Raw genomic sequence first — 17,049 nt, forward strand, 5'->3', positions numbered from 1 at the left:
CTGGGTTGTTGCAAGCCGCGTTCAAGCGCCTTACTTCAGCGCGCCATGAGTTATGATCTGAACGACCCGGTCGATTACAAGCGCGCGATGAAGGGCCTCATGTGGGGCGATCATGGCGTGCTGCGCCAGCGCTTCCACAACATGCACCGCGTGGGCGGCGAGATGTGGCGGGGCAATCAGCCCAGCCCCAAGCGCCTGCGCGAACTCAAGGATATGGGGTTCAAGACGATCCTCAATCTGCGCGGCACGCAGCCGGGCCGTCATTACTATGATCTCGAGCACTTCACCTGCGATGAGATCGGTCTCGACATCGTCGACCTGCCCTGGGGCTCGCGCGAGGCGCCCTATGTGGAGCGCATCGAGCATCTGATCACAGTCTTCGACGAGATCGCCTATCCCGCCTTCATGCACTGCAAGTCCGGCGCGGACCGGGCGGGCATTGTGGCGGTGATGTACAAGCTGCTGCACGAAAAGGCCCCGTTCGAGAAGGCGGTCCAGCAACTCTCGTTCAAATACGGCCATATCAAGCAGGGCAAGACCGGCATGCTCGATCATTTCTTTGACCTTTATCGTCAGAGAAATGCGCAATCGTCGATCGATTTCCTTGAGTGGGTGCGTACCGAATATGACCGCCAGGCGTGCCATGACGGCTTCATGGCCAGCTGGTGGGGGTCGGCCCTGACCGAGAAAATCCTGCGCCGCGAATAGCTTGGGGTTGATGGCTCGCCGTTTGCATCCTGAAGGTGCAGGAGGCGAGCATGTCGATCGAACCCCAAATCCGCGCCTGGCAGAGCCGGTTCCCGGCGCTGGTGGACGCCAAGGCCAGCGTACAGCGCTTTGTGCGTCGGACCTTGCGGCTGCCGTTTGAAGCCGAGTTCTCCCTGCTCTCGCGCTGGCGGCCCGATCCGGGCGAGGTCTTCATCGATGTGGGCGCCCATCGCGGGCAGAGCGTGGACGCCATCCGGCTCTACCAGCCCGATGCGCCGATTTACGCCTTTGAACCCAATGTGCATCTGGCGACGGGGCTCGCGACCCTGTTTGACGATGATCCGGCGCTCGCGGTCTATGCCTGCGGTTTGAGCGACAAGGATGAGGCGCGGCGGCTCTATGTGCCGGTCTATCGTGGTTTTGTGTATGACGGGCTCGCCTCGTTTGACCCGGACCAGTCACGCACCTGGCTCAGTGATGAGACCGTGGCCGGGTTTGATCCCGACCGCTTCGAGATGATGGCGGGCGAGGCGCGCACCTTCACGCTCGACATGCTCGATCTCGATCCTGGTTTCATCAAGATCGACGCGCCGGGTTGGTTCGAGGCGGTTCTGCGCGGGGCGAGAGAGACGCTCGAACGCTGCCGCCCGCTGATCCTGATGCAATCGAACGCCGACGCCGATCGGGTTCTTACCTCGGAGCTTGGCTATACCCGCGCCGCCTTTGACGGCGACCGCCTCCGCCCGGGGCGACAGGGTCGCGAGAACACCGTCTACGCGCCGGACGAGCGGATGGGGGATTTGCGTCGCTGCGGCTTGTGGGCGGGTTAGAGGTTCTTCCGCTCTTGGCCGGAGGACGGGGAGAGGAACGCACACCACCGATGCCGTCTCTCTCAGCGTCATCCCGGCCTTGAGCCGGGATCTACCCGTTTCGTTTCTGTAATCAGAACAAAGCGGTTCCGGTCGATCCCGGATCGCTCCGCGTCCGGGATGACAGCCATGCAAGTTGAAACCCCGGCCAAGCGCAGCGCAGAGCCGGGGCCTCCCTCAGGATAGGCCGCTTAACGTGGATGGAGGTCCCGGGTCATCGCTTCGCTCGCCCGGGAAATCACCACATTATCCATCCGCGAACTGCAGCGCGCTCAGCTGGGCATAGAGGCCGTTTTCCTGGATCAGGCTGTCATGGTCGCCGCTTTCCACGATCTCGCCCGCCTTCATGACATAGATGCGGTCGGCCTTGCGCACCGTGGCGAGGCGGTGGGCGATGACGATGGTGGTGCGGCCCTGGCTGAGCTTGTCGAGCGCCTCCTGCACCCGCGCCTCTGAATTGGCGTCGAGGGCGCTCGTGGCTTCATCAAGCAGCAGGACCGGCGCGTCCTTGAGGATGGCGCGGGCGATGGCGACGCGCTGGCGCTGGCCGCCCGAAAGGTTCGAGCCTTTCGGCCCGGCTTGCGTGTCATAGCTGGCTGAGAGGCCCAGAATGAAGTCATGGGCGTCGGCGGCTCTGGCGGCCGCGATGATCTCGTCTTCGGAGGCGCCGAGTTTTCCCAGCGCGATATTGTTGCGGATCGTGTCGTCAAAGAGGGTCACCTCCTGACTGACGAGGGCGAGCCTGGTCCGCAGCGAGGCGAGGGTGACCGATCTGATGTCCTGACCGTCGATCAGGACCTCGCCTTCGACCGGATCATAAAGCCGGGCGATGAGGTTCAGGAGCGTCGTCTTGCCCGACCCCGACGGGCCGACAAGGGCGATGGTCTCGCCGGGTTTCGCCTCCAGCGTGATCTGATGGAGCGCATCCACGCCCGCTTCATACTGGAAGCGGACATCGCGCACCTCCACATGGCCCTTTTCAAAGGCGAGCGGTTTGGCGTCCGGCGCTTCGGTGAGGTTGGGTTCTTCGTCCAGAAGGGCGAAGACCCGGTCGAGCACCGCGAAGCCTTCCTGCAGCACGCCCGAGAGCGAGGCGAGGGCGCGGATGGGCGAGCTCATGACGCCGAAGGCGACGATGAAGCCCAGAAGGTCCGACAGTTCGGTGGCGCCATTGAGAGCCCGCCAGCCGGCAAAGCCGAAGATGACGGCCAAGGCGACGCCGGCGGCGACCTCCATGATCGGTTCGATGCGCGCGCGCTGGGCGACCATGGCGAGCAGCAGCTCGAACCGGCTCTGGAAACGGCCTCTGGCGCGCTCTTGCGACCAGTCTTCCAGCGAGAAGGTCTTGATCATCCGCGCGCCGGAAAAGCCTTCCTCGAGAAAGCTCGACACATCGCCCATCTGGTCCTGGATATCGCCCGCGCGTTTTCGAATCGCCTTGCCGATGACGGTGATCGGATGGCCCGCGACCAGCAGGACGGCGAGCACGACGAGCGTCAGCGCCCAGTCGAGCCAGAACAGCACCACAAGGCAGCCCACCACGGTCAGGAAATCGCGGGTGAGATTGTTCGCCGCGCGGATCAGGCCCTCGCGCAGCATGGTGATGTCATTGGTGAAGCGCGAGATGATCGCGCCGACGGGTTCGCGCTCGAGGCGCTGGAAGTCCGCCGTGATCAGTCGATCGAACATGGCGACCTGCAGATCGCGCATGATTGCGAGCGCCAGACGGTTTGTGGCGAGGTTCTGCGCGAACAGGCTGACCGAGCGGACGATGACCGCGCCCAGAATGAGCACGGGCGCCAGCCAGAGCACGCTGGGCTCGCGGTTTTCCAGAAGTCCGGAGGCCTGCTGAACCACGACGCCATAACCCGAGGCCGCGCCCGCCGTGATGGCGGCGAGCAGGGTCGCCCAGGCCAGAAGACCCTTGTGTTTTGTGATCTGCTCGCGCCACAAACGCTTCGCCAGCGCAAACGAGCGCGCGCTCTGGGGCTTGGGCGCGCCGGGCAGGGCGCCGTTCGGGGCAGGCGTCTCAGACAGGGCGCTTAGTCCTTCTTGGACGGATCCAGAAGCTTGTGCGCATGGATCACGAAATAGCGCATATGCGCGTTGTCCACTGTGCGCTGGGCCGCCGATTTCCAGGCGTCGCGGGCTTCTTCATAGCTGGGATAGGCGCCGACGAAATCAACCTGGCTGAGGTCCTTGAACTCGGGCGCGCCCGGGCCGATATCGCTCAGCTCGCCGCCAATCACCAGGTGGAGCAGTTGCGGAGAAGACGTGTTGCTCATGGGGAGTCTCCCTCAAAGGGCGTTATCGGGTCTGTTTAAGGCGGTCTAATAGCAAGGCGTGCAGCACCGGACCAGCCGCCAGCGGCGGGTCCTGAACAGCGCTTGTCCGGTTGTAATACACCGCTTCGCCTTTCGACGAGGTGAAGACCCCGCCCGCCTCTTCCACCAATAGATGACCCGCGGCGAGATCCCAGTCCCACTTAGGTCGAACCGCGACTACCGCATCCGCTTCGCCCGCGGCCAGCAGACACAGGCGCAGGGCGGCGGAGTTGACGGTGTGGGCGTCCGCGCCCAGCGCCCGCAGATCCGACAGCCGACCCGGATCGCCGATGAGGCGGGCGCCGGAAATGCTGTCATGTGTGCTGATCGACAGCGATGCGCCATCCTTGCGCGCGCCCTGCCTGAGCGCGGCGTCATACATCACGTCCGCGCTGGGATCATAGATCGCGGCGGCGACGGGGCGGCCCGCTTCCACCACGGCGCAGGAAATGACGAATTCGGGCTTGTTCTTGAGAAAGGCGCGCGTGCCGTCGATGGGGTCGATGACAAAGCTGCGCCTGCGTTCCAGCCTGGACTGGTCGTCGGCGGTTTCTTCGGACAGCCAGCCATAATCGGGACGCGCGCCCTGCAGCCGTTCCTTCAGGAGCGCGTCTGACGCGAGGTCGGCTTCGCTGACCGGGTCGCCGGGATTCTTCTCCCAGTCGCGCATGCCGCGGGCGCGGAAGGCGAGGACGAGCTTGCCGGCGGCGCGCGCGGCGTCAGCCAAGAGGTCCCGGTCTGCGCGCGCGTCGGTCATCTAGCGACCGCCGATCGACAGATTGTCCACCAGCACGCTGGGCGCGTTGATCGCGCTGTCAAACTCCAGGTCCGAACCCGGCACGAGCCGGGCGAAGATGTCGAGAAGATTGCCCGCCACGGTGATCTCGCTGACCGGGCCGGCGAGCTTGCCGCCCTTGATGGCGTAGCCGGCGACGCCGACCGACCAGTCACCCGTATTGGCGTTCAGCGACGGGCCGAACATCTCGCTGACCAGAACGCCTTCGCCGGCTTCAGCGATCAGGCCGTCGCGATCAAGCTCGCCCGGCGTCAGATGGACATTCGAGGCGCCGACGCCCGGCGCGCCGCCCAGATTGCGCGCCGCGTGGCCGGTCAGCTCAAGGCCGAGCTGGCGGGCGCTGGAGGCGTTGAGCAGCCAGGTGGTCAGCACCCCGTCCTCGATCAGCGCGCGGGGTTTGCAGGCGATGCCTTCCGCGTCCACGGCGCGGGCGCCAAAGCTCCAGTCGCGCAGCGGATCCTCGATGATGTCCACGCCCTCGCTGAACAGGCGCTCGCCCATCTTGTCGCGCAGGAAGGAGGTGCCGCGCGCAATGGCGGGACCGGAGATCGCGCCCAGCAGCGAGGAGATGAAAGTGGTGGAGACGCGTTTATCGAACACGACCGGCATCTTGCCGGTGGCGAGCTTTTCAGCGCCGACACGGCTGACCGCGCGTTCGCCTGCGCTCAGCCCGATTTCCTGCGCTGTTTTCAGATCCGAGCGGCGGCGGGCGGCGTGGCTGTCATAATCGCGCTCCATCGCGCCATTGGCGTCCCTGGCGATGGCGGCGACGCCGAGCCCGCAGCGGGAGCCGAGGCGCGCACGTTCAAACCCGGTGGAGGTGACGAAGGCCGAACCGCCCACGCCCGCGCTGGCCCCGCAGCCGGACGTCATGGCGACGCCTTTGACCGAAAGGGCGGCCGCTTCCATCTCGAGCGCGGCGGCTTCAAGCTGTTCAGGTGTGAAATCAGTGGCTTCGTAAGTGGCGATCTCGGGGATCTTGCGCGCCAACTTGTCGGGCTCCACCAGACCGCAATAGGGGTCTTCCGGGGCGGCCTTGGCCATGGCGACCGCGCGCTCGACGGCAAGGCTCATGCCCGCTTCCGAGAGGTCGGAGAAAGCCACGCCCGCCTGGCGCTTGCCGATCAGGACGCGAAGTCCGGCATCGCGGGTTTCGCTGCGCTCGACGGTTTCCAGCTTGCCTTCGCGGGCGCCGGCTTCGATGGCGCGCGATTCAGACAGGACCGCTTCGGCCTCCTGTGCGCCGGCGCGCTTGGCGCGGTTCACGAGCTCGTGGGCCAGAGCCAGGAGAGATCGGGTGTCGGGTGCGCCCAGGCCGGCGCTGGCGTTCTGATCGGTCATAGCGATCCCATAACGTCAACACGGGTCCAAGCGCAACGCGTCACATCGGTTCAGGGCTCAGCCTGTCACCGCGTGCAGCACAAGCCCGACGCCCAGAACGGCATAGATGACGAGGCTGATGAGCGCGCCCAGGAAGCGGCCGATATTGGGGCCGTCCTTGGTGGCGACGCCCCAGCCATGAATGCCCCGCGCCACGGTCAGGCTGACGCCGATCGCGTGGATCGCCATCACCGGCGCGCCCAGCATGGCCATCAGGACAATTGCGATCAGCGCGCCCGGCGTCCATTCCGCGCCATTGGCGTGGGCGCGACAGGCGCGTTCCAGCGCCGGGTCCGTCCCCATGCCGAGACTGGTCTTGGTGCTGACCCGGTAGCGGATCACATTGCCCCCCAGGATCAACAGGATCACCAGATTGAGGCCCACATAGAGGCTGGCCGCTTCAAGCGCTGTCATGGAACTCCCCCTGTGATGCGCGCCGGTCAGTCAGCGTCGTCATCGGTCTGCGGCAGGCTGGCGGCCTGCCGGATGGCGTCAGCCAGCACCTCGGGCGCTTCCGCGCCCGAGACGGCGAACTGACCATTGAAGATGAAGCATGGCACGCCCTGAACGCCCAGGCGACGGAAGAATTGCTCTTCCTCCAGAACTTCCTTCCGGTCCCGGTCGGAGGCGAGGAGATTTCCGACAATGTCGGTTTCCAGACCGATCTCGCCCGCCAGCCGGGTCAGAACCGCCGCATCGCCAATATCGAGATGCTCCTCAAAGAAGGCCTTGTGCAGGCGCTCGGAGGCCGCTTCGCCCAGATCCTGGCCCTGCGCCCAGCGGATCACCCGGTGGGCGTCCAGCGTGTTGGGCCGCACGGGAATGCCGGAGAAGCGGAATTTGATCCCGGCGGCGGGGCCGGCCTGTTCGAGATGCTCGCGCATCATCTTGAAGCGGTCGTCCGGGCCATCGCCGAACTTCTTCTTCATATAGTCGGAATAGGGCACGCCCTCGCGCGGCACGGCGCCGTCGAGCTGGAAGGGGCGATACACGGTTTCGGTCTGGATCTCGGGAACCAGCGCGCGGGCCTGATCCCAGTAGCGCAGGCCCAGCCAGCACCACGGGCACACAACGTCAGAGACGATATCAACGGAAACTTGGGTCATGGGCGGACCGTAGAGCGATCCCGCCATCGAGAAAAGCTCAGGGCATGCAGACCTGATTGCGCCCGCCTTCCTTGGCCTTGTAGAGCCCGGCGTCCGCCTCGCCGAGCATTTTCTCACCGCTCGATTCAAGATCGCCGGCATGCAGCGTCGCGAGCCCCATGGAGGCGGTCACGGGGATGGGGTGGCCGTCATCATTTTCCACATGCAACGCCTGCAAGGCGAGGCGCAGCGATTCCGCCGTCTGCAGGGCCATGTCCGCGTCCTGGCCAGGCAGGAGGACAGCGAATTCCTCACCGCCCAGTCGGCCCAGCATGGCCGGCGGACGCAACAGCGCCTTGAGGGTTTTCACCGTCTTGATCAGCACCCGGTCGCCGCTGGCATGGCCGTGTGTGTCGTTGATCTTCTTGAAGAAATCGAGGTCGACCATGAGCACGCTGAAGGGCAGGGCCTGATCGAGCGCGCGCTTGTGCTCGCGTTCCAGCGTGCGCATGAACACCCGGCGGTTATAGGCGCCGGTCAGCGCATCGGTTTCCGCTTCCGCTCGCATGCGCTGGGTCAGTCGGACAATGCGCGAGGCGGCGCGCATGCGGGCCTTCAACTCGTTCTTGTCGATGGGTTTGACCAGAAAGTCGTCCGCGCCGGAATCGAGGGATTCCGCGAGCTTGTCCTCCTGACCCGAGGCGGACAGCACCATGGTGTGGATATGCTCGGTCTCGGGATTGGCCTTGACCCGCCAGCACGCCTCAAGCCCTGAAAAGTCCGGAAGTTCGATGGCGGTGAGGAAGATGTCGGGCGGGTCCTGGCGCAGCTGGTCAAGGCTCTCCTGGGCATGGCCGGACGCGCTGCAGATAAACCCTGCTTCGGTCAGCATGCGCACCAGGATAGCGCGCTGGACCCGGCTGGTCTCACAGATATGGATGTGCAGACGCTCATCCTCTGCGCGATCTCCGGTGGGAGAGGCGTCGGGCAGGACTTCCGGGAAAGAGGGCGCTTCGGACACAGCCATGTCGCGCACGCTAGGGGAGAAGGCTTAACGCTGTCCTGATGACACGCGTAAAATCGGAAAATCCGATAGGCGCGATCAGGCCTTGGTATCCAACAACTTGCCCAGCATTTCATCGGCGGAGCGGATGATGGAGGTGGCCGCTGACGCCTGATGCTCGGCCTTGATCATGTCGACCATGGCGGTGACGTAGTCATCATCGAAAGAAGAAACGCGCCCGCCGGGACCGGCGGGTGGTGGGGGGGCGTCGGATCGCCCGGCGGACGCGTCAGGAGCTGAAGCGCTTTGGGTAAGCGCGGCAGGGATGGTCGATGGGCGAACGCGGTTGACCATGCCTGCCGCAGCATCCAGCCGCGCTGTGGCGGCTTGGAAGGCTTGTACGCCGGATGAGAAAACCGAGTTCATGACCGTAGCTATGCGCCTAAATGTCGGTCATTGCACGCGGAACCGGTCATGTAAGTTACCGGGGCGTTAAGCGCTTGAGGCGACGATCCCGGCTATCGCGGCGTCACCGATTGCGACAGCGGCTTCAGCGGTTCGAGCGAAAAGATCATTTCAACCGGAACCTCGAACAGCTGGGCGAGCTTCAGGGCAAGCTCCAGAGAGGCGTTGTAGTCGCCGCGTTCCAGATAGCCGATGGTCTGGAAGTTCACACCGACCGCTTCCGCAAGTTCCTTGCGGGACAGACCGCGCTCGGTGCGCAACACGGCCAGGCGGTTGTGGACCTTGCTACCCATCGTGCGTCTCGCTGTCTTCGAGCGGCGGTATGGACCAGGCCATGATCGCAGCGGGCAAGGCCGTGCCAGTCAGTCCGATGAAGGACATGCCGGCCATCATGAAGCGGGCCGTCTTCAACAGGATCTCGGGATCAGCGGACGGCTCATCCATCAGCGTGGGCCACATCGCGCCCATGAGCAGGCCTAGCAGGGCCAGGGTGGTGAATGCGGTCCGGGTCATGGCGATACGTGCTTGTTCGAGCAAGGGATCGTCGGTTGGACGAAGCCAGGGTTTGAGGTTCAGCGCGCGCTGAATGAAGTCGCCCTGGAGCCAGCGGATGACCGAAAATCCGATCAGGACGAGCCAAGCGCAAATCATCAGGAGCACGCCAGCACTGCCCGGCCCGCCTCCGTGAATCAACCATAAAAGGATGCCAAGCGCATGCGCGGACATACAAATCGGAGCTGTCAGGCGAGTCATCCAGAGAGGGATTGCGGGCATGGTCGCGTCCTAAACAATTAGCTTTACCTGTGCGCCAATATGTTATACATGTACAACACACAGTCTGGTTATGCCAACATAGCGTTCTAGGTTTGAAAGGACAATGCGCATGCTCTCTCTTCGTCAAAAGCTCTTCGGAAGCCTGTCGACGCCTGCCCTGCAGGGCGGTCGTGTCGCCCTGCGTGCGATCGCGCTGTCCCTGGCTGTCGGGGGAAGCGCGTGGGCGTCCGATGTGTACGCCGATCCGGTTCCCGGCGACGGTCCGGCTCTGTATGCTGTGCGTGACGCGGACACGACGCTCTATCTCTACGGCACCTTCCATCTTCTGCCTCCCGGAACCCGCTGGGAGACAGAGGCCTTCCATGCGGCTATGGCCGAAACAGGCCACACTTTCGTTGAAGCCGATGTTCTGAGCCCGCCGGCGCAGCAAGAACTGTCCGCCGCCGTTGCGCGGCTCGGCATGAACCCGCCCGGCGTCACGCTCAGCAGCATTCTGGGCCCGGATCGCACCGCCAATCTTGAATCGGTTCTGGTGTCATATGGCGTGCCGCTCGAGGCGCTTGAGCCCATGCAGCCCTGGCTCGCCATTCTGTCCCTGACGGCCATGGTCTACGGTCAGGCGGGCCTCGACCCGAGCGCAGGGATTGAGCCGCAGGTCCTCGCCCGGGCGAGCGCGGAAGGTGATTCCATCGGCTATCTGGAAACCGCCACATACCAGATCGAAGTGCTGGCCGGGCTGGACGAGGCGCTTTTGCTGGACAGCTTTGATCTGGGACTGGAGGGGCTGACCGATATCCAGCAACAGGTGCTGGACGGTGTTGAAGCCTGGCGCACCGGCGACGTGCAACAGCTTGACGAGATTCTGGTGGCTGAGGTCCGGGAGACCTCTCCGGAACTGAATGACGCCGTCTTCACGACACGCAATGAAAACTGGGCCGATCAGATCGAGGACATGCTCGCTCGCAACCAGGACGCCTTCATCGCTGTGGGCGCCGGCCATTTGTACGGCCCGGGCAGTGTGATCGACATCCTGGTCGATCGCGATGTCCAGGTCGAGCGCGTCCAGTAAGGGGTCGGTGAGCCGACCGTCTGGCAAGAAGGAGAAGTCGAGATGGAAGACCGGATCGTGACGCTATCCAGAAATCGTGTCTTGCAGCTTGCGGCGCTGGGATTATTCGCCTTCGCCGTCGGGGTCTATCTCTACATCGTGGTCTCTGGCTGAGCCGGCCGCCTGTCCTGTCTGAAAGGAAGATTGATGCTTGAGTTCTGGAATGACTGGTGGTGGGCGATCTGCCTGTTCATCCTCGTCATCGGCGGGGGCGGCGTCAGCCTGTCGCGCCGAAAGGATGATCAGGATTAAGGGCTGGCGATCAGGAGCGAGTGCGGGGCTAGTCCAGCCCCAGCTCGCTCCACATCGCGTCCACCCGGTCGATCACATCCTGCTCCATGTAGAGCTTCTCGCCCCATTCGCGGTTGGTTTCGCCGGGCCACTTGTTCGTGGCGTCCATGCCGATCTTGGAGCCGAGGCCCGACACCGGCGAGGCGAAGTCGAGATAGTCGATGGGCGTGTTCTCGATGGGCGTGATGTCACGCGCCGGGTCCATGCGGGTGGAAATCGCCCACATCACATCCTTCCAGTCGCGCGCATTGATGTCGTCATCCACGACGATCACCCATTTGGTGTACATGAACTGGCGCAGATAGGACCAAGCGCCCATCATCACGCGCTTGGCGTGGCCGGCATACGCCTTCTTCATCGAGATGACGGCGATGCGATAGCTGCAGCCTTCGGGCGGCAGCCAGAAGTCGACGATCTCGGGGAATTGCTGGCGCACCAGCGGAATGAACACTTCGTTCAGCGCCTCGCCCAGCACCGACGGCTCATCCGGCGGACGGCCGGTGAAGGTGGTCAGGTAGATCGGGTCCTTGCGCATGGTGATGGCGCTGATTCTGAAGACCGGGAATTTCTCGACCGAATTGTAATAGCCGGTGTGATCGCCGTACGGGCCTTCATCCTCGTACTCGTCCAGCATGACATGGCCTTCGAGCACGATCTCGGCCTCGGCGGGCACTTTCAAGGGCACGGTCTTGCAATCGACCAGCTCGGCTTTCTGACCACGTAAGAGGCCCGCGAACTGGTATTCGCTCAACGTGTCGGGCACCGGGGTGACGGCGGCCAGGATGGTGCCGGGATCGGCGCCCAGAACGCAGGCGACGGGCAGGGGATCGGGCTTCTCGTTCTTCCAGCGCTGATAATGCTGGGCGCCGCCGCGATGCTTGAGCCAGCGCATGATCGCACGGTCCTTGCCCAGCTTCTGCATGCGGTAGATGCCCAGATTGAAGTCGTCCTGCTTGTCGTCTGACGGGCCCTTGGTCACCACAAGCGGCCAGGTGATGAGCGGGGCGGGCTCGCCCGGCCAGCAGCCCTGGATCGGCAGGCGATCAAGATCAATGTCATCGCCCTGCAGCACCACTTCCTGACACGGCGCCTTTCGCACGGTCGTGGGGCGCATGCTCATCACGGTTTTCGCCAGCGGCAGCATGCCGAGCGCGTCCTTCAGGCCGCGCGGCGGTTCGGGCTGGCGCAGGAAGGCCAGAAGTTCGCCCACTTCGCGCAGGTCGGAGGCGGATTTTCGCGGCTCGCCGCCCAGGGTCACGGCGCGGGCGACGCGGTCCACCGTGCCAAAGAGGTTCGCGAGCGCCGGCATTTCGGCGGGGCGGCCATCCTCATGAACCGGGTTCTCGAACAGGACCGCCGGACCGCCGGTGTTCAGCAGTCGGGTCTGGATCTCGGTCATCTCAAGATGCGTGGAGACCGGACGGGAGACGCGCTTGAGCTCGCCTTCGGATTCCAGCAAAGCGATGAAGTCGCGCAGAGATTTGTACGCCATCCGGCCCTCCTGTCAGATGGAGAGCAAACTAGGCCCGCCCGGCAGGCGGGCCAAGCGCGAAGCTGCGTTGGGCGACGGGTCATGAGAGATGACTTGCGCAATTGCAAATCATTCTTATAAGCGGAGCGAATATCAACAGCCATTTGAAGCGGGCATCCGGCCCGCCGGAAGAGACAGACCATGACGCTTATCGCAACGCCCTCTACCGCGAACGCCAGCCGCTATCTTCAGCAGCTGTGCAAGCACTGGAGCCACAAATTCGAGGTGAGCTTCACGCCGGAAGCGGGCGAGATTGCCCTGCCGCTTGGCAAGGTCGCGCTGAAAGCGGAGACCGATCAGCTGATAATCACGCTCCACCCGCTTGAGGGGGCGGATATCGATAGATTCAAACAAATCGTCGAGGAGCATGTCGACCGCTTCGCGCACAAGGAAGCGCCGCTGGATTACAGCTGGCGCGCGGCGGACTGACGCACCACGACTGACAAGGGCGGCGAGGGGCGTAACAGAGCTATCGCCATACCCGGGGGACCTTATGAAAATCCGTGACATCATCTTCTGGCTCCACCTGAGCGTGGGCATGACGCTGGGCGTCTTCATTCTCCTGATGTCGGTCACCGGCGTCCTGCTCACCTATGAGCGCCAGATAATCCGCATGGCGCAGAACAGCGCCATCAGCGCGCCCGCGGACGCCGAACCGCTGAGCTATCAGGCGCTGGCGGACGCCGCGATCGAGGCGGGCGGCGCGCCGGGGCATGTGATGACGGTTCCGAACGGTCGTGAGGGCGCAGTGAGCGTCTCCGCCGGGCGTCGCAACAGTTTCCTGCTCAACCCCTATACTGGCGAGCGTCTTGAGGAAGCGGGCGAGGGGACGCGCGCCTTCTTCCGCCGGGTGATGTACATCCATCGCTGGCTGGCCTTTACGGGCGGCCGCAATGAGGTGGGCGCCCAGATCAATGGCGTGTCGAACCTGCTGTTCGCGCTGTTGTGCCTGACCGGGCTTTATCTGTGGCTGCCGAAACTCTGGCGCGCGGCTTTCCTCAAACCCCGCCTGACGCTGCTCGCGCGCCATCCCAACGCCAAGGCGCGCCATTTCAACTGGCACCATGCGCTGGGCCTGTGGTTCGCCCTTCCGCTGGTCGCGATCACCCTGACAGGGGCAGTGTTCTCCTATCGCTGGGCGGGTGACGTCGTGAGCTGGGTCTTTGGCGGCGCGCAAGGCCAGAGTGGCGGTCAGCAGGTCGAGCTCGTCAATGCTGAACCCGCGCGTCTTCGGGGCGATGTCGTGTCGCTGGATGCTCTGGTCGGCGCGGCGCAATCGCAGACCGGACGTGAAGGCCGCCGGGTGCAGATCACCTTGCCGGCGCCGGACGCCGTCACCACCCTCATCGCGATCGATTCAGGCAATGGCGTCGAACCGGGTTCGATCCATAGCTTTGAGATTGCGCGGGACGGCGGCAGCGTCTCCCCCATCGATCCGCGTGCAGAGATGCCGCTGGCGCGCAAGGCGCGGATATTCATCCGCTTCCTGCACACGGGTGAGGTGTTCGGCCTGATCGGACAGACCATTGCCGGGCTCGCCTCCGCCGTTGCGGTGCTGCTGGTCTATACCGGATTGTGTCTGGGCAGCTCGCGTCTCTGGACGCTGTATCAGAAACGTCGCCGCCAGCGCGCTCCCGGCTGATCACGGGGTTAAGAGAGGTGCAACCTTTCACGCCCCCGCGCATTGGATGGGCATGAGGTTCGTATATCAAACACTGGGCTTCCTGCTCATCGCCGTGGGCGTCCCGTTATTCTGGACGCCCTTGCCCTTCGGGCTCGTTCTGATTGCGATCGGGATGGCGCTTGTCCTGTCCAATTCCGACAGCGCGCGCGAATGGGTGCGCGGCAAGCGTCAGGACCATCCCGGCTTCAATGACCTCATGACAAAGGCCGAACGGGTGACCCCGCACCCGTTCGACCGCATCCTGCAACGCACCGAGATCAATTAGCGGCTGACGGCGCCTGCCTGGCCGCCAGGACGGCGCGGGCGAAGTCCGGCGCGCCGCCATCGCTGCCCAGCGTCGCGCCCATGCGCAGGACGATCAGGTCCTCGGACGGGATCACGAAGGTCCATTGCTGCTGGAAGCCGCGCATCACCACCGTGTCCGACGGCAGGCCGGGAATGTTCAGCCAGAAGCCGGCGCCGTACTGATCATCGGAGGTGACGGTCGGCGTCGAGACATAGGTCAGCCAGTTGGGCGGAATGATCTGTTCATCCCCGATGCGGCCCTCATTGAGATAGAGCTCGCCCATGCGCGCCCAGTCCCGGGCGCTGGCGTACATGTAGCTCGACCATTGCAGGGTGCCGGACTGGTCCGGCTCGAACACCGCATGGTTCATGCCCAGCGGGGTGAACAGCCACTCGCGCAGCGTTGCGATTTCCTCGACGATGGTGTCGCCCATCACCGTTTCCATGGCGGAACCGGCGAGCACGGTGTTGCCGCTCTGATAGTCCCAGTGCTCGCCCGGCGCATGGAGGACGTTCCGGTTGGCGGCATAAGTCGCCATGTCGGTCTGGGTGAACAGCATCTCCGAATTCGGATCGGTGCCGTCATTGACCTCGAAGCCATCAAGTCCGCCGCTCATGCGCAGAAGGTCGTCAATGGTGATCTCCGGGCGTCCGGCCTCGACGAGCGCCGGTACCTGACCGGGCGCGCTGATATCGATCAGGCCGCGCTGCACCAGGACGCCCGCGAAAGTGGCTGCGGTGGACTTGGTCATGGACCAGCCATGCAAGGGCGTCGTCTCGTCCACACCCTCGGCATAGCGCTCGGCCACCAGATGGCCGTCATGGATCACGAGGGCGGCGAGGGTGTTGCGGCCGTCCTCGGTGAAGACGTCATCGAGCGCGGCGTTGAGGGCGTCGACGTCAAAGTTCGCATCGCGCCAGTCCGCATCCAGCGTCATCGGATCCGGCCCATCCGTGATGGGCAGGCTGAGACTGGCGTCGAACTCATCAAAGTCATGCACCAGCGTGCAGCCGAGGCCGTCGCGATAGACGGCGGTCTGCTTGTAGAGCCCGCCCAGGACCGCGCTGGTCACGCGCCGGTTCTCGCGGTCAATGTCGACAGAGATCAGCGCATTGGCGCCGCCCAGAAGCGGGGTGATGTAGAGCGCCTGGGCGCGATCGGGGTCCAGACCGGACACGAAGGTCAGCGAACAGGTCTGCTTGGCGGTGATGCCGGTCCCGGATGGCAGATAGATTCGGCCGGTCACGGACTGGCTCAGATAGATCCAGCCGCCCAGCACAAGGGCCGCGATGACGGCGATCACCCAGAACAAACGACGCATGATTTTCCTCCCCGGTTTTGCAGGAGGTTTCGCCCGTGAAGGGCCGCGGTCAAGGGCGATAAGGTAAAACGTATTCGCTGAAGCAGTTCACTTACTAAATTTAAACAGATTGCGCCTAGTCTGAGAGCATAATCTCCCCTGTGAGCGCAAAACTGGCGAAGGGCGGGCTGACAAGCCCGCCCTATTTTCTATGTGTCAGCGCTCGGCCGCCGGCTTGAGCACGTCCTGCCATTCGGGTGTCTTGGCGATCTGCGCCTTGGCGAAAGGACACAGCGGCACGATCTGGACGCCGCGTTTGCGGGCATCCTCCACTGCGCGCTGGACCAGCGCCTTGCCCACGCCCTGACCGCGCCATTCATCGGGGACGCCGGTATGATCAATGATGATCATGGACGCGCTGGCGATGGAGAAGGTCATCTCCGCATCGGGCTTGCCGGGGGCGCTGGCGATATAGCGGCCCTTGCTGTCCGAACGCTCTTCCGTAATCGTGAATTCAGCCATGTCGGCCTCCTGTCCTCTGATGAAAGCATCATAAATCCAGACAGGAGCGCCGTCTTTGTCAGGTCTGGAAACTATGGTTTTCCAGCCTCACAGATAGAGCGGGCCCCGGAGAGTCCGGAGCCCGTTCCAGGCTATCCGAATTTGGAGAAGTCCGGCGCTCGCCGTTCCATGAAGGCGGTGGCCGCCTCCTTGAACTCGTCCGTCCGCAATTGCTCGGCGAACAGGCCGCCCTCGCGCACGATGCGCTCCTTGATGTCCTCGGGCGGCAGGTTGATCAGCATCTTGGCGGTCTTCACCGCGCCCGGCGCCAGCTGGGCGATCTGCTGGGCGATCTCCTGAACGGCCGCTTCAAACCCGTCCGGAGGCAGGACCGCATTGATCAGGTTCTTGGCTTCAGCCTTCTTCGCATCCCATTTGGCGCCCAGCAACAGCATCTCGCTCGCGACCGCGCGACCGACAATGCCCGGCAGGATCTGGGAGGAGCCGAATTCGGGAGCCAGCGCCAGATTGACGAAAGGAGTGGTGAACAGGGCGCGGTTCGTCGCGTAGACGAGATCGCAATGGAGCAGGAGCGTCGTGCCGATGCCGACGGCCAGACCGTCCACCGCGGCGATAACGGGCTTCTCGCAGCCCATCAGCGCGATCATGAAGCGCTCGACGGCCGGGGTTTCGCCGCCGCCGATATGAGGCGGCGCCTCCATGAAGTCCATCATGTCATTGCCCGCCGAGAAGCAGCCTTCGCCGCCTGCGATGATCACGACGCGGATATCGGCGCGCGTATTGGCCTCTTCCAGCCCGTCCGCCAGGGCGGCGTACATGGCGCGGGTGATGGCGTTCTTCTTCTCGAGACGATTGAAGCGCAGGGTGCGCACGCCGTTCGCGTCGCTCACCGAAATCAGATCAGTCATTTCGCTGTCCTTGGG

The 17,049-nt window shown here is 64.0% G+C and carries 20 protein-coding genes; 6 read left to right on the forward strand and 14 right to left on the reverse strand.

Annotated elements, in window-relative coordinates; genetic code table 11:
• Nucleotides 1–45: 45 nt before the first annotated feature.
• On the forward strand, nt 46–708 hold the full coding sequence (locus B2Z70_RS14245) for a fused DSP-PTPase phosphatase/NAD kinase-like protein (protein ID WP_292984165.1): 663 nt from the start codon (nt 46–48) through the stop codon (nt 706–708).
• A gap of 50 nt (nt 709–758) precedes the next feature.
• Nucleotides 759–1,538, forward strand: a complete 780-nt coding sequence (locus B2Z70_RS14250) for an FkbM family methyltransferase (protein ID WP_292984167.1) — start codon at nt 759–761, stop codon at nt 1,536–1,538.
• A 285-nt stretch (nt 1,539–1,823) separates the two neighbouring features.
• Here B2Z70_RS14250 and B2Z70_RS14255 read toward each other — a convergent pair whose 3' ends face one another.
• From B2Z70_RS14255 to B2Z70_RS14300, 10 genes are all read right to left on the reverse strand, one after another.
• Nucleotides 1,824–3,530, reverse strand: a complete 1,707-nt coding sequence (locus tag B2Z70_RS14255; protein ID WP_292984169.1) for an ABC transporter ATP-binding protein — start codon at nt 3,528–3,530, stop codon at nt 1,824–1,826.
• A gap of 89 nt (nt 3,531–3,619) precedes the next feature.
• A complete protein-coding gene (locus B2Z70_RS14260) occupies nt 3,620–3,862 on the reverse strand; it encodes a DUF4170 domain-containing protein (protein WP_009803157.1) in 243 nt (80 codons plus the stop codon).
• A gap of 22 nt (nt 3,863–3,884) precedes the next feature.
• Complete coding sequence (locus tag B2Z70_RS14265) at nt 3,885–4,658, reverse strand: 3'(2'),5'-bisphosphate nucleotidase CysQ (protein WP_009803158.1); 774 nt, start codon at nt 4,656–4,658, stop codon at nt 3,885–3,887.
• A complete protein-coding gene (locus B2Z70_RS14270) occupies nt 4,659–6,038 on the reverse strand; it encodes a TldD/PmbA family protein (RefSeq protein WP_009803159.1) in 1,380 nt (459 codons plus the stop codon).
• A gap of 57 nt (nt 6,039–6,095) precedes the next feature.
• Nucleotides 6,096–6,491 carry an MAPEG family protein gene (locus tag B2Z70_RS14275; RefSeq protein WP_009803160.1) on the reverse strand — a complete coding sequence of 132 codons (396 nt, stop codon included), beginning with the start codon at nt 6,489–6,491 and terminating at the stop codon, nt 6,096–6,098.
• Between the two features lie 26 nt (nt 6,492–6,517).
• Nucleotides 6,518–7,183 carry a DsbA family oxidoreductase gene (locus B2Z70_RS14280; protein ID WP_292984173.1) on the reverse strand — a complete coding sequence of 222 codons (666 nt, stop codon included), beginning with the start codon at nt 7,181–7,183 and terminating at the stop codon, nt 6,518–6,520.
• Between the two features lie 37 nt (nt 7,184–7,220).
• Nucleotides 7,221–8,189 (reverse strand): GGDEF domain-containing response regulator, encoded by a 969-nt coding sequence (locus B2Z70_RS14285; protein WP_009803162.1) that lies wholly within the window; start codon nt 8,187–8,189, stop codon nt 7,221–7,223.
• A gap of 75 nt (nt 8,190–8,264) precedes the next feature.
• A complete protein-coding gene (locus B2Z70_RS14290; protein ID WP_292984176.1) occupies nt 8,265–8,591 on the reverse strand; it encodes a flagellar basal body rod C-terminal domain-containing protein in 327 nt (108 codons plus the stop codon).
• A gap of 92 nt (nt 8,592–8,683) precedes the next feature.
• Nucleotides 8,684–8,923: a helix-turn-helix transcriptional regulator gene (locus tag B2Z70_RS14295; protein WP_292984178.1), complete on the reverse strand. Its 240-nt coding sequence runs from the start codon at nt 8,921–8,923 to the stop codon at nt 8,684–8,686.
• Nucleotides 8,916–9,356 (reverse strand): hypothetical protein, encoded by a 441-nt coding sequence (locus tag B2Z70_RS14300; RefSeq protein ID WP_292984180.1) that lies wholly within the window; start codon nt 9,354–9,356, stop codon nt 8,916–8,918. The genes B2Z70_RS14295 and B2Z70_RS14300 overlap by 8 nt, the downstream gene beginning before the upstream one ends.
• Nucleotides 9,357–9,513: 157 nt before the next feature.
• Between B2Z70_RS14300 and B2Z70_RS14305 the strand changes: the two genes are divergently transcribed.
• A complete protein-coding gene (locus B2Z70_RS14305) occupies nt 9,514–10,473 on the forward strand; it encodes a TraB/GumN family protein (protein ID WP_292984182.1) in 960 nt (319 codons plus the stop codon).
• A 319-nt stretch (nt 10,474–10,792) separates the two neighbouring features.
• Here the strand turns inward: B2Z70_RS14305 and B2Z70_RS14310 are convergent, their stop codons facing one another.
• Nucleotides 10,793–12,295 (reverse strand): UbiD family decarboxylase, encoded by a 1,503-nt coding sequence (locus B2Z70_RS14310; RefSeq protein WP_292984184.1) that lies wholly within the window; start codon nt 12,293–12,295, stop codon nt 10,793–10,795.
• 180 nt (nt 12,296–12,475) lie between these two features.
• Between B2Z70_RS14310 and B2Z70_RS14315 the strand changes: the two genes are divergently transcribed.
• The 3 genes from B2Z70_RS14315 to B2Z70_RS14325 all read left to right on the forward strand — a co-directional run bounded on the left by B2Z70_RS14315 (nt 12,476) and on the right by B2Z70_RS14325 (nt 14,283).
• Nucleotides 12,476–12,763: a DUF2218 domain-containing protein gene (locus B2Z70_RS14315; protein ID WP_292984186.1), complete on the forward strand. Its 288-nt coding sequence runs from the start codon at nt 12,476–12,478 to the stop codon at nt 12,761–12,763.
• Nucleotides 12,764–12,827: 64 nt separating this feature from the next.
• Complete coding sequence (locus B2Z70_RS14320) at nt 12,828–13,976, forward strand: PepSY-associated TM helix domain-containing protein (protein ID WP_292984188.1); 1,149 nt, start codon at nt 12,828–12,830, stop codon at nt 13,974–13,976.
• A 52-nt stretch (nt 13,977–14,028) separates the two neighbouring features.
• Nucleotides 14,029–14,283 carry a hypothetical protein gene (locus B2Z70_RS14325; protein ID WP_156776269.1) on the forward strand — a complete coding sequence of 85 codons (255 nt, stop codon included), beginning with the start codon at nt 14,029–14,031 and terminating at the stop codon, nt 14,281–14,283.
• On the opposite strand, the gene B2Z70_RS14330 is transcribed toward B2Z70_RS14325, so the two are convergent.
• The 3 genes from B2Z70_RS14330 to B2Z70_RS14340 form a co-directional block, all read right to left on the reverse strand.
• Complete coding sequence (locus B2Z70_RS14330; RefSeq protein ID WP_292984190.1) at nt 14,276–15,625, reverse strand: serine hydrolase domain-containing protein; 1,350 nt, start codon at nt 15,623–15,625, stop codon at nt 14,276–14,278. The two genes, B2Z70_RS14325 and B2Z70_RS14330, sit on opposite strands and share 8 nt — an antisense overlap.
• Before the next feature lie 195 nt (nt 15,626–15,820).
• Nucleotides 15,821–16,126: a GNAT family N-acetyltransferase gene (locus tag B2Z70_RS14335; RefSeq protein WP_292984192.1), complete on the reverse strand. Its 306-nt coding sequence runs from the start codon at nt 16,124–16,126 to the stop codon at nt 15,821–15,823.
• 131 nt (nt 16,127–16,257) lie between these two features.
• Nucleotides 16,258–17,034 (reverse strand): enoyl-CoA hydratase, encoded by a 777-nt coding sequence (locus B2Z70_RS14340; RefSeq protein WP_009803169.1) that lies wholly within the window; start codon nt 17,032–17,034, stop codon nt 16,258–16,260.
• Nucleotides 17,035–17,049 lie beyond the last annotated feature (15 nt).

Origin of the sequence: Oceanicaulis sp. UBA6590 (assembly GCF_002433705.1) — a bacterium.
In the GTDB taxonomy this organism is placed as follows: domain Bacteria; phylum Pseudomonadota; class Alphaproteobacteria; order Caulobacterales; family Maricaulaceae; genus Oceanicaulis.

What these genes read in the sequence shown, in the direction of transcription:
- B2Z70_RS14260 (WP_009803157.1), bottom strand. Translation starts at nt 3,862, where the DNA reads ATGAGCAACACGTCTTCTCCGCAACTGCTCCACCTGGTGATTGGCGGC.
- B2Z70_RS14300 (WP_292984180.1), bottom strand. Translation starts at nt 9,356, where the DNA reads ATGTCCGCGCATGCGCTTGGCATCCTTTTATGGTTGATTCACGGAGGC.
- B2Z70_RS14335 (WP_292984192.1), bottom strand. Translation starts at nt 16,126, where the DNA reads ATGGCTGAATTCACGATTACGGAAGAGCGTTCGGACAGCAAGGGCCGC.
- B2Z70_RS14340 (WP_009803169.1), bottom strand. Translation starts at nt 17,034, where the DNA reads ATGACTGATCTGATTTCGGTGAGCGACGCGAACGGCGTGCGCACCCTG.
- B2Z70_RS14305 (WP_292984182.1), top strand. Translation starts at nt 9,514, where the DNA reads ATGCTCTCTCTTCGTCAAAAGCTCTTCGGAAGCCTGTCGACGCCTGCC.
- B2Z70_RS14280 (WP_292984173.1), bottom strand. Translation starts at nt 7,183, where the DNA reads ATGACCCAAGTTTCCGTTGATATCGTCTCTGACGTTGTGTGCCCGTGG.
- B2Z70_RS14250 (WP_292984167.1), top strand. Translation starts at nt 759, where the DNA reads ATGTCGATCGAACCCCAAATCCGCGCCTGGCAGAGCCGGTTCCCGGCG.
- B2Z70_RS14295 (WP_292984178.1), bottom strand. Translation starts at nt 8,923, where the DNA reads ATGGGTAGCAAGGTCCACAACCGCCTGGCCGTGTTGCGCACCGAGCGC.
- B2Z70_RS14330 (WP_292984190.1), bottom strand. Translation starts at nt 15,625, where the DNA reads ATGCGTCGTTTGTTCTGGGTGATCGCCGTCATCGCGGCCCTTGTGCTG.
- B2Z70_RS14275 (WP_009803160.1), bottom strand. Translation starts at nt 6,491, where the DNA reads ATGACAGCGCTTGAAGCGGCCAGCCTCTATGTGGGCCTCAATCTGGTG.
- B2Z70_RS14270 (WP_009803159.1), bottom strand. Translation starts at nt 6,038, where the DNA reads ATGACCGATCAGAACGCCAGCGCCGGCCTGGGCGCACCCGACACCCGA.
- B2Z70_RS14290 (WP_292984176.1), bottom strand. Translation starts at nt 8,591, where the DNA reads ATGAACTCGGTTTTCTCATCCGGCGTACAAGCCTTCCAAGCCGCCACA.
- B2Z70_RS14320 (WP_292984188.1), top strand. Translation starts at nt 12,828, where the DNA reads ATGAAAATCCGTGACATCATCTTCTGGCTCCACCTGAGCGTGGGCATG.
- B2Z70_RS14325 (WP_156776269.1), top strand. Translation starts at nt 14,029, where the DNA reads ATGAGGTTCGTATATCAAACACTGGGCTTCCTGCTCATCGCCGTGGGC.
- B2Z70_RS14265 (WP_009803158.1), bottom strand. Translation starts at nt 4,658, where the DNA reads ATGACCGACGCGCGCGCAGACCGGGACCTCTTGGCTGACGCCGCGCGC.
- B2Z70_RS14310 (WP_292984184.1), bottom strand. Translation starts at nt 12,295, where the DNA reads ATGGCGTACAAATCTCTGCGCGACTTCATCGCTTTGCTGGAATCCGAA.
- B2Z70_RS14245 (WP_292984165.1), top strand. Translation starts at nt 46, where the DNA reads ATGAGTTATGATCTGAACGACCCGGTCGATTACAAGCGCGCGATGAAG.
- B2Z70_RS14315 (WP_292984186.1), top strand. Translation starts at nt 12,476, where the DNA reads ATGACGCTTATCGCAACGCCCTCTACCGCGAACGCCAGCCGCTATCTT.
- B2Z70_RS14285 (WP_009803162.1), bottom strand. Translation starts at nt 8,189, where the DNA reads ATGGCTGTGTCCGAAGCGCCCTCTTTCCCGGAAGTCCTGCCCGACGCC.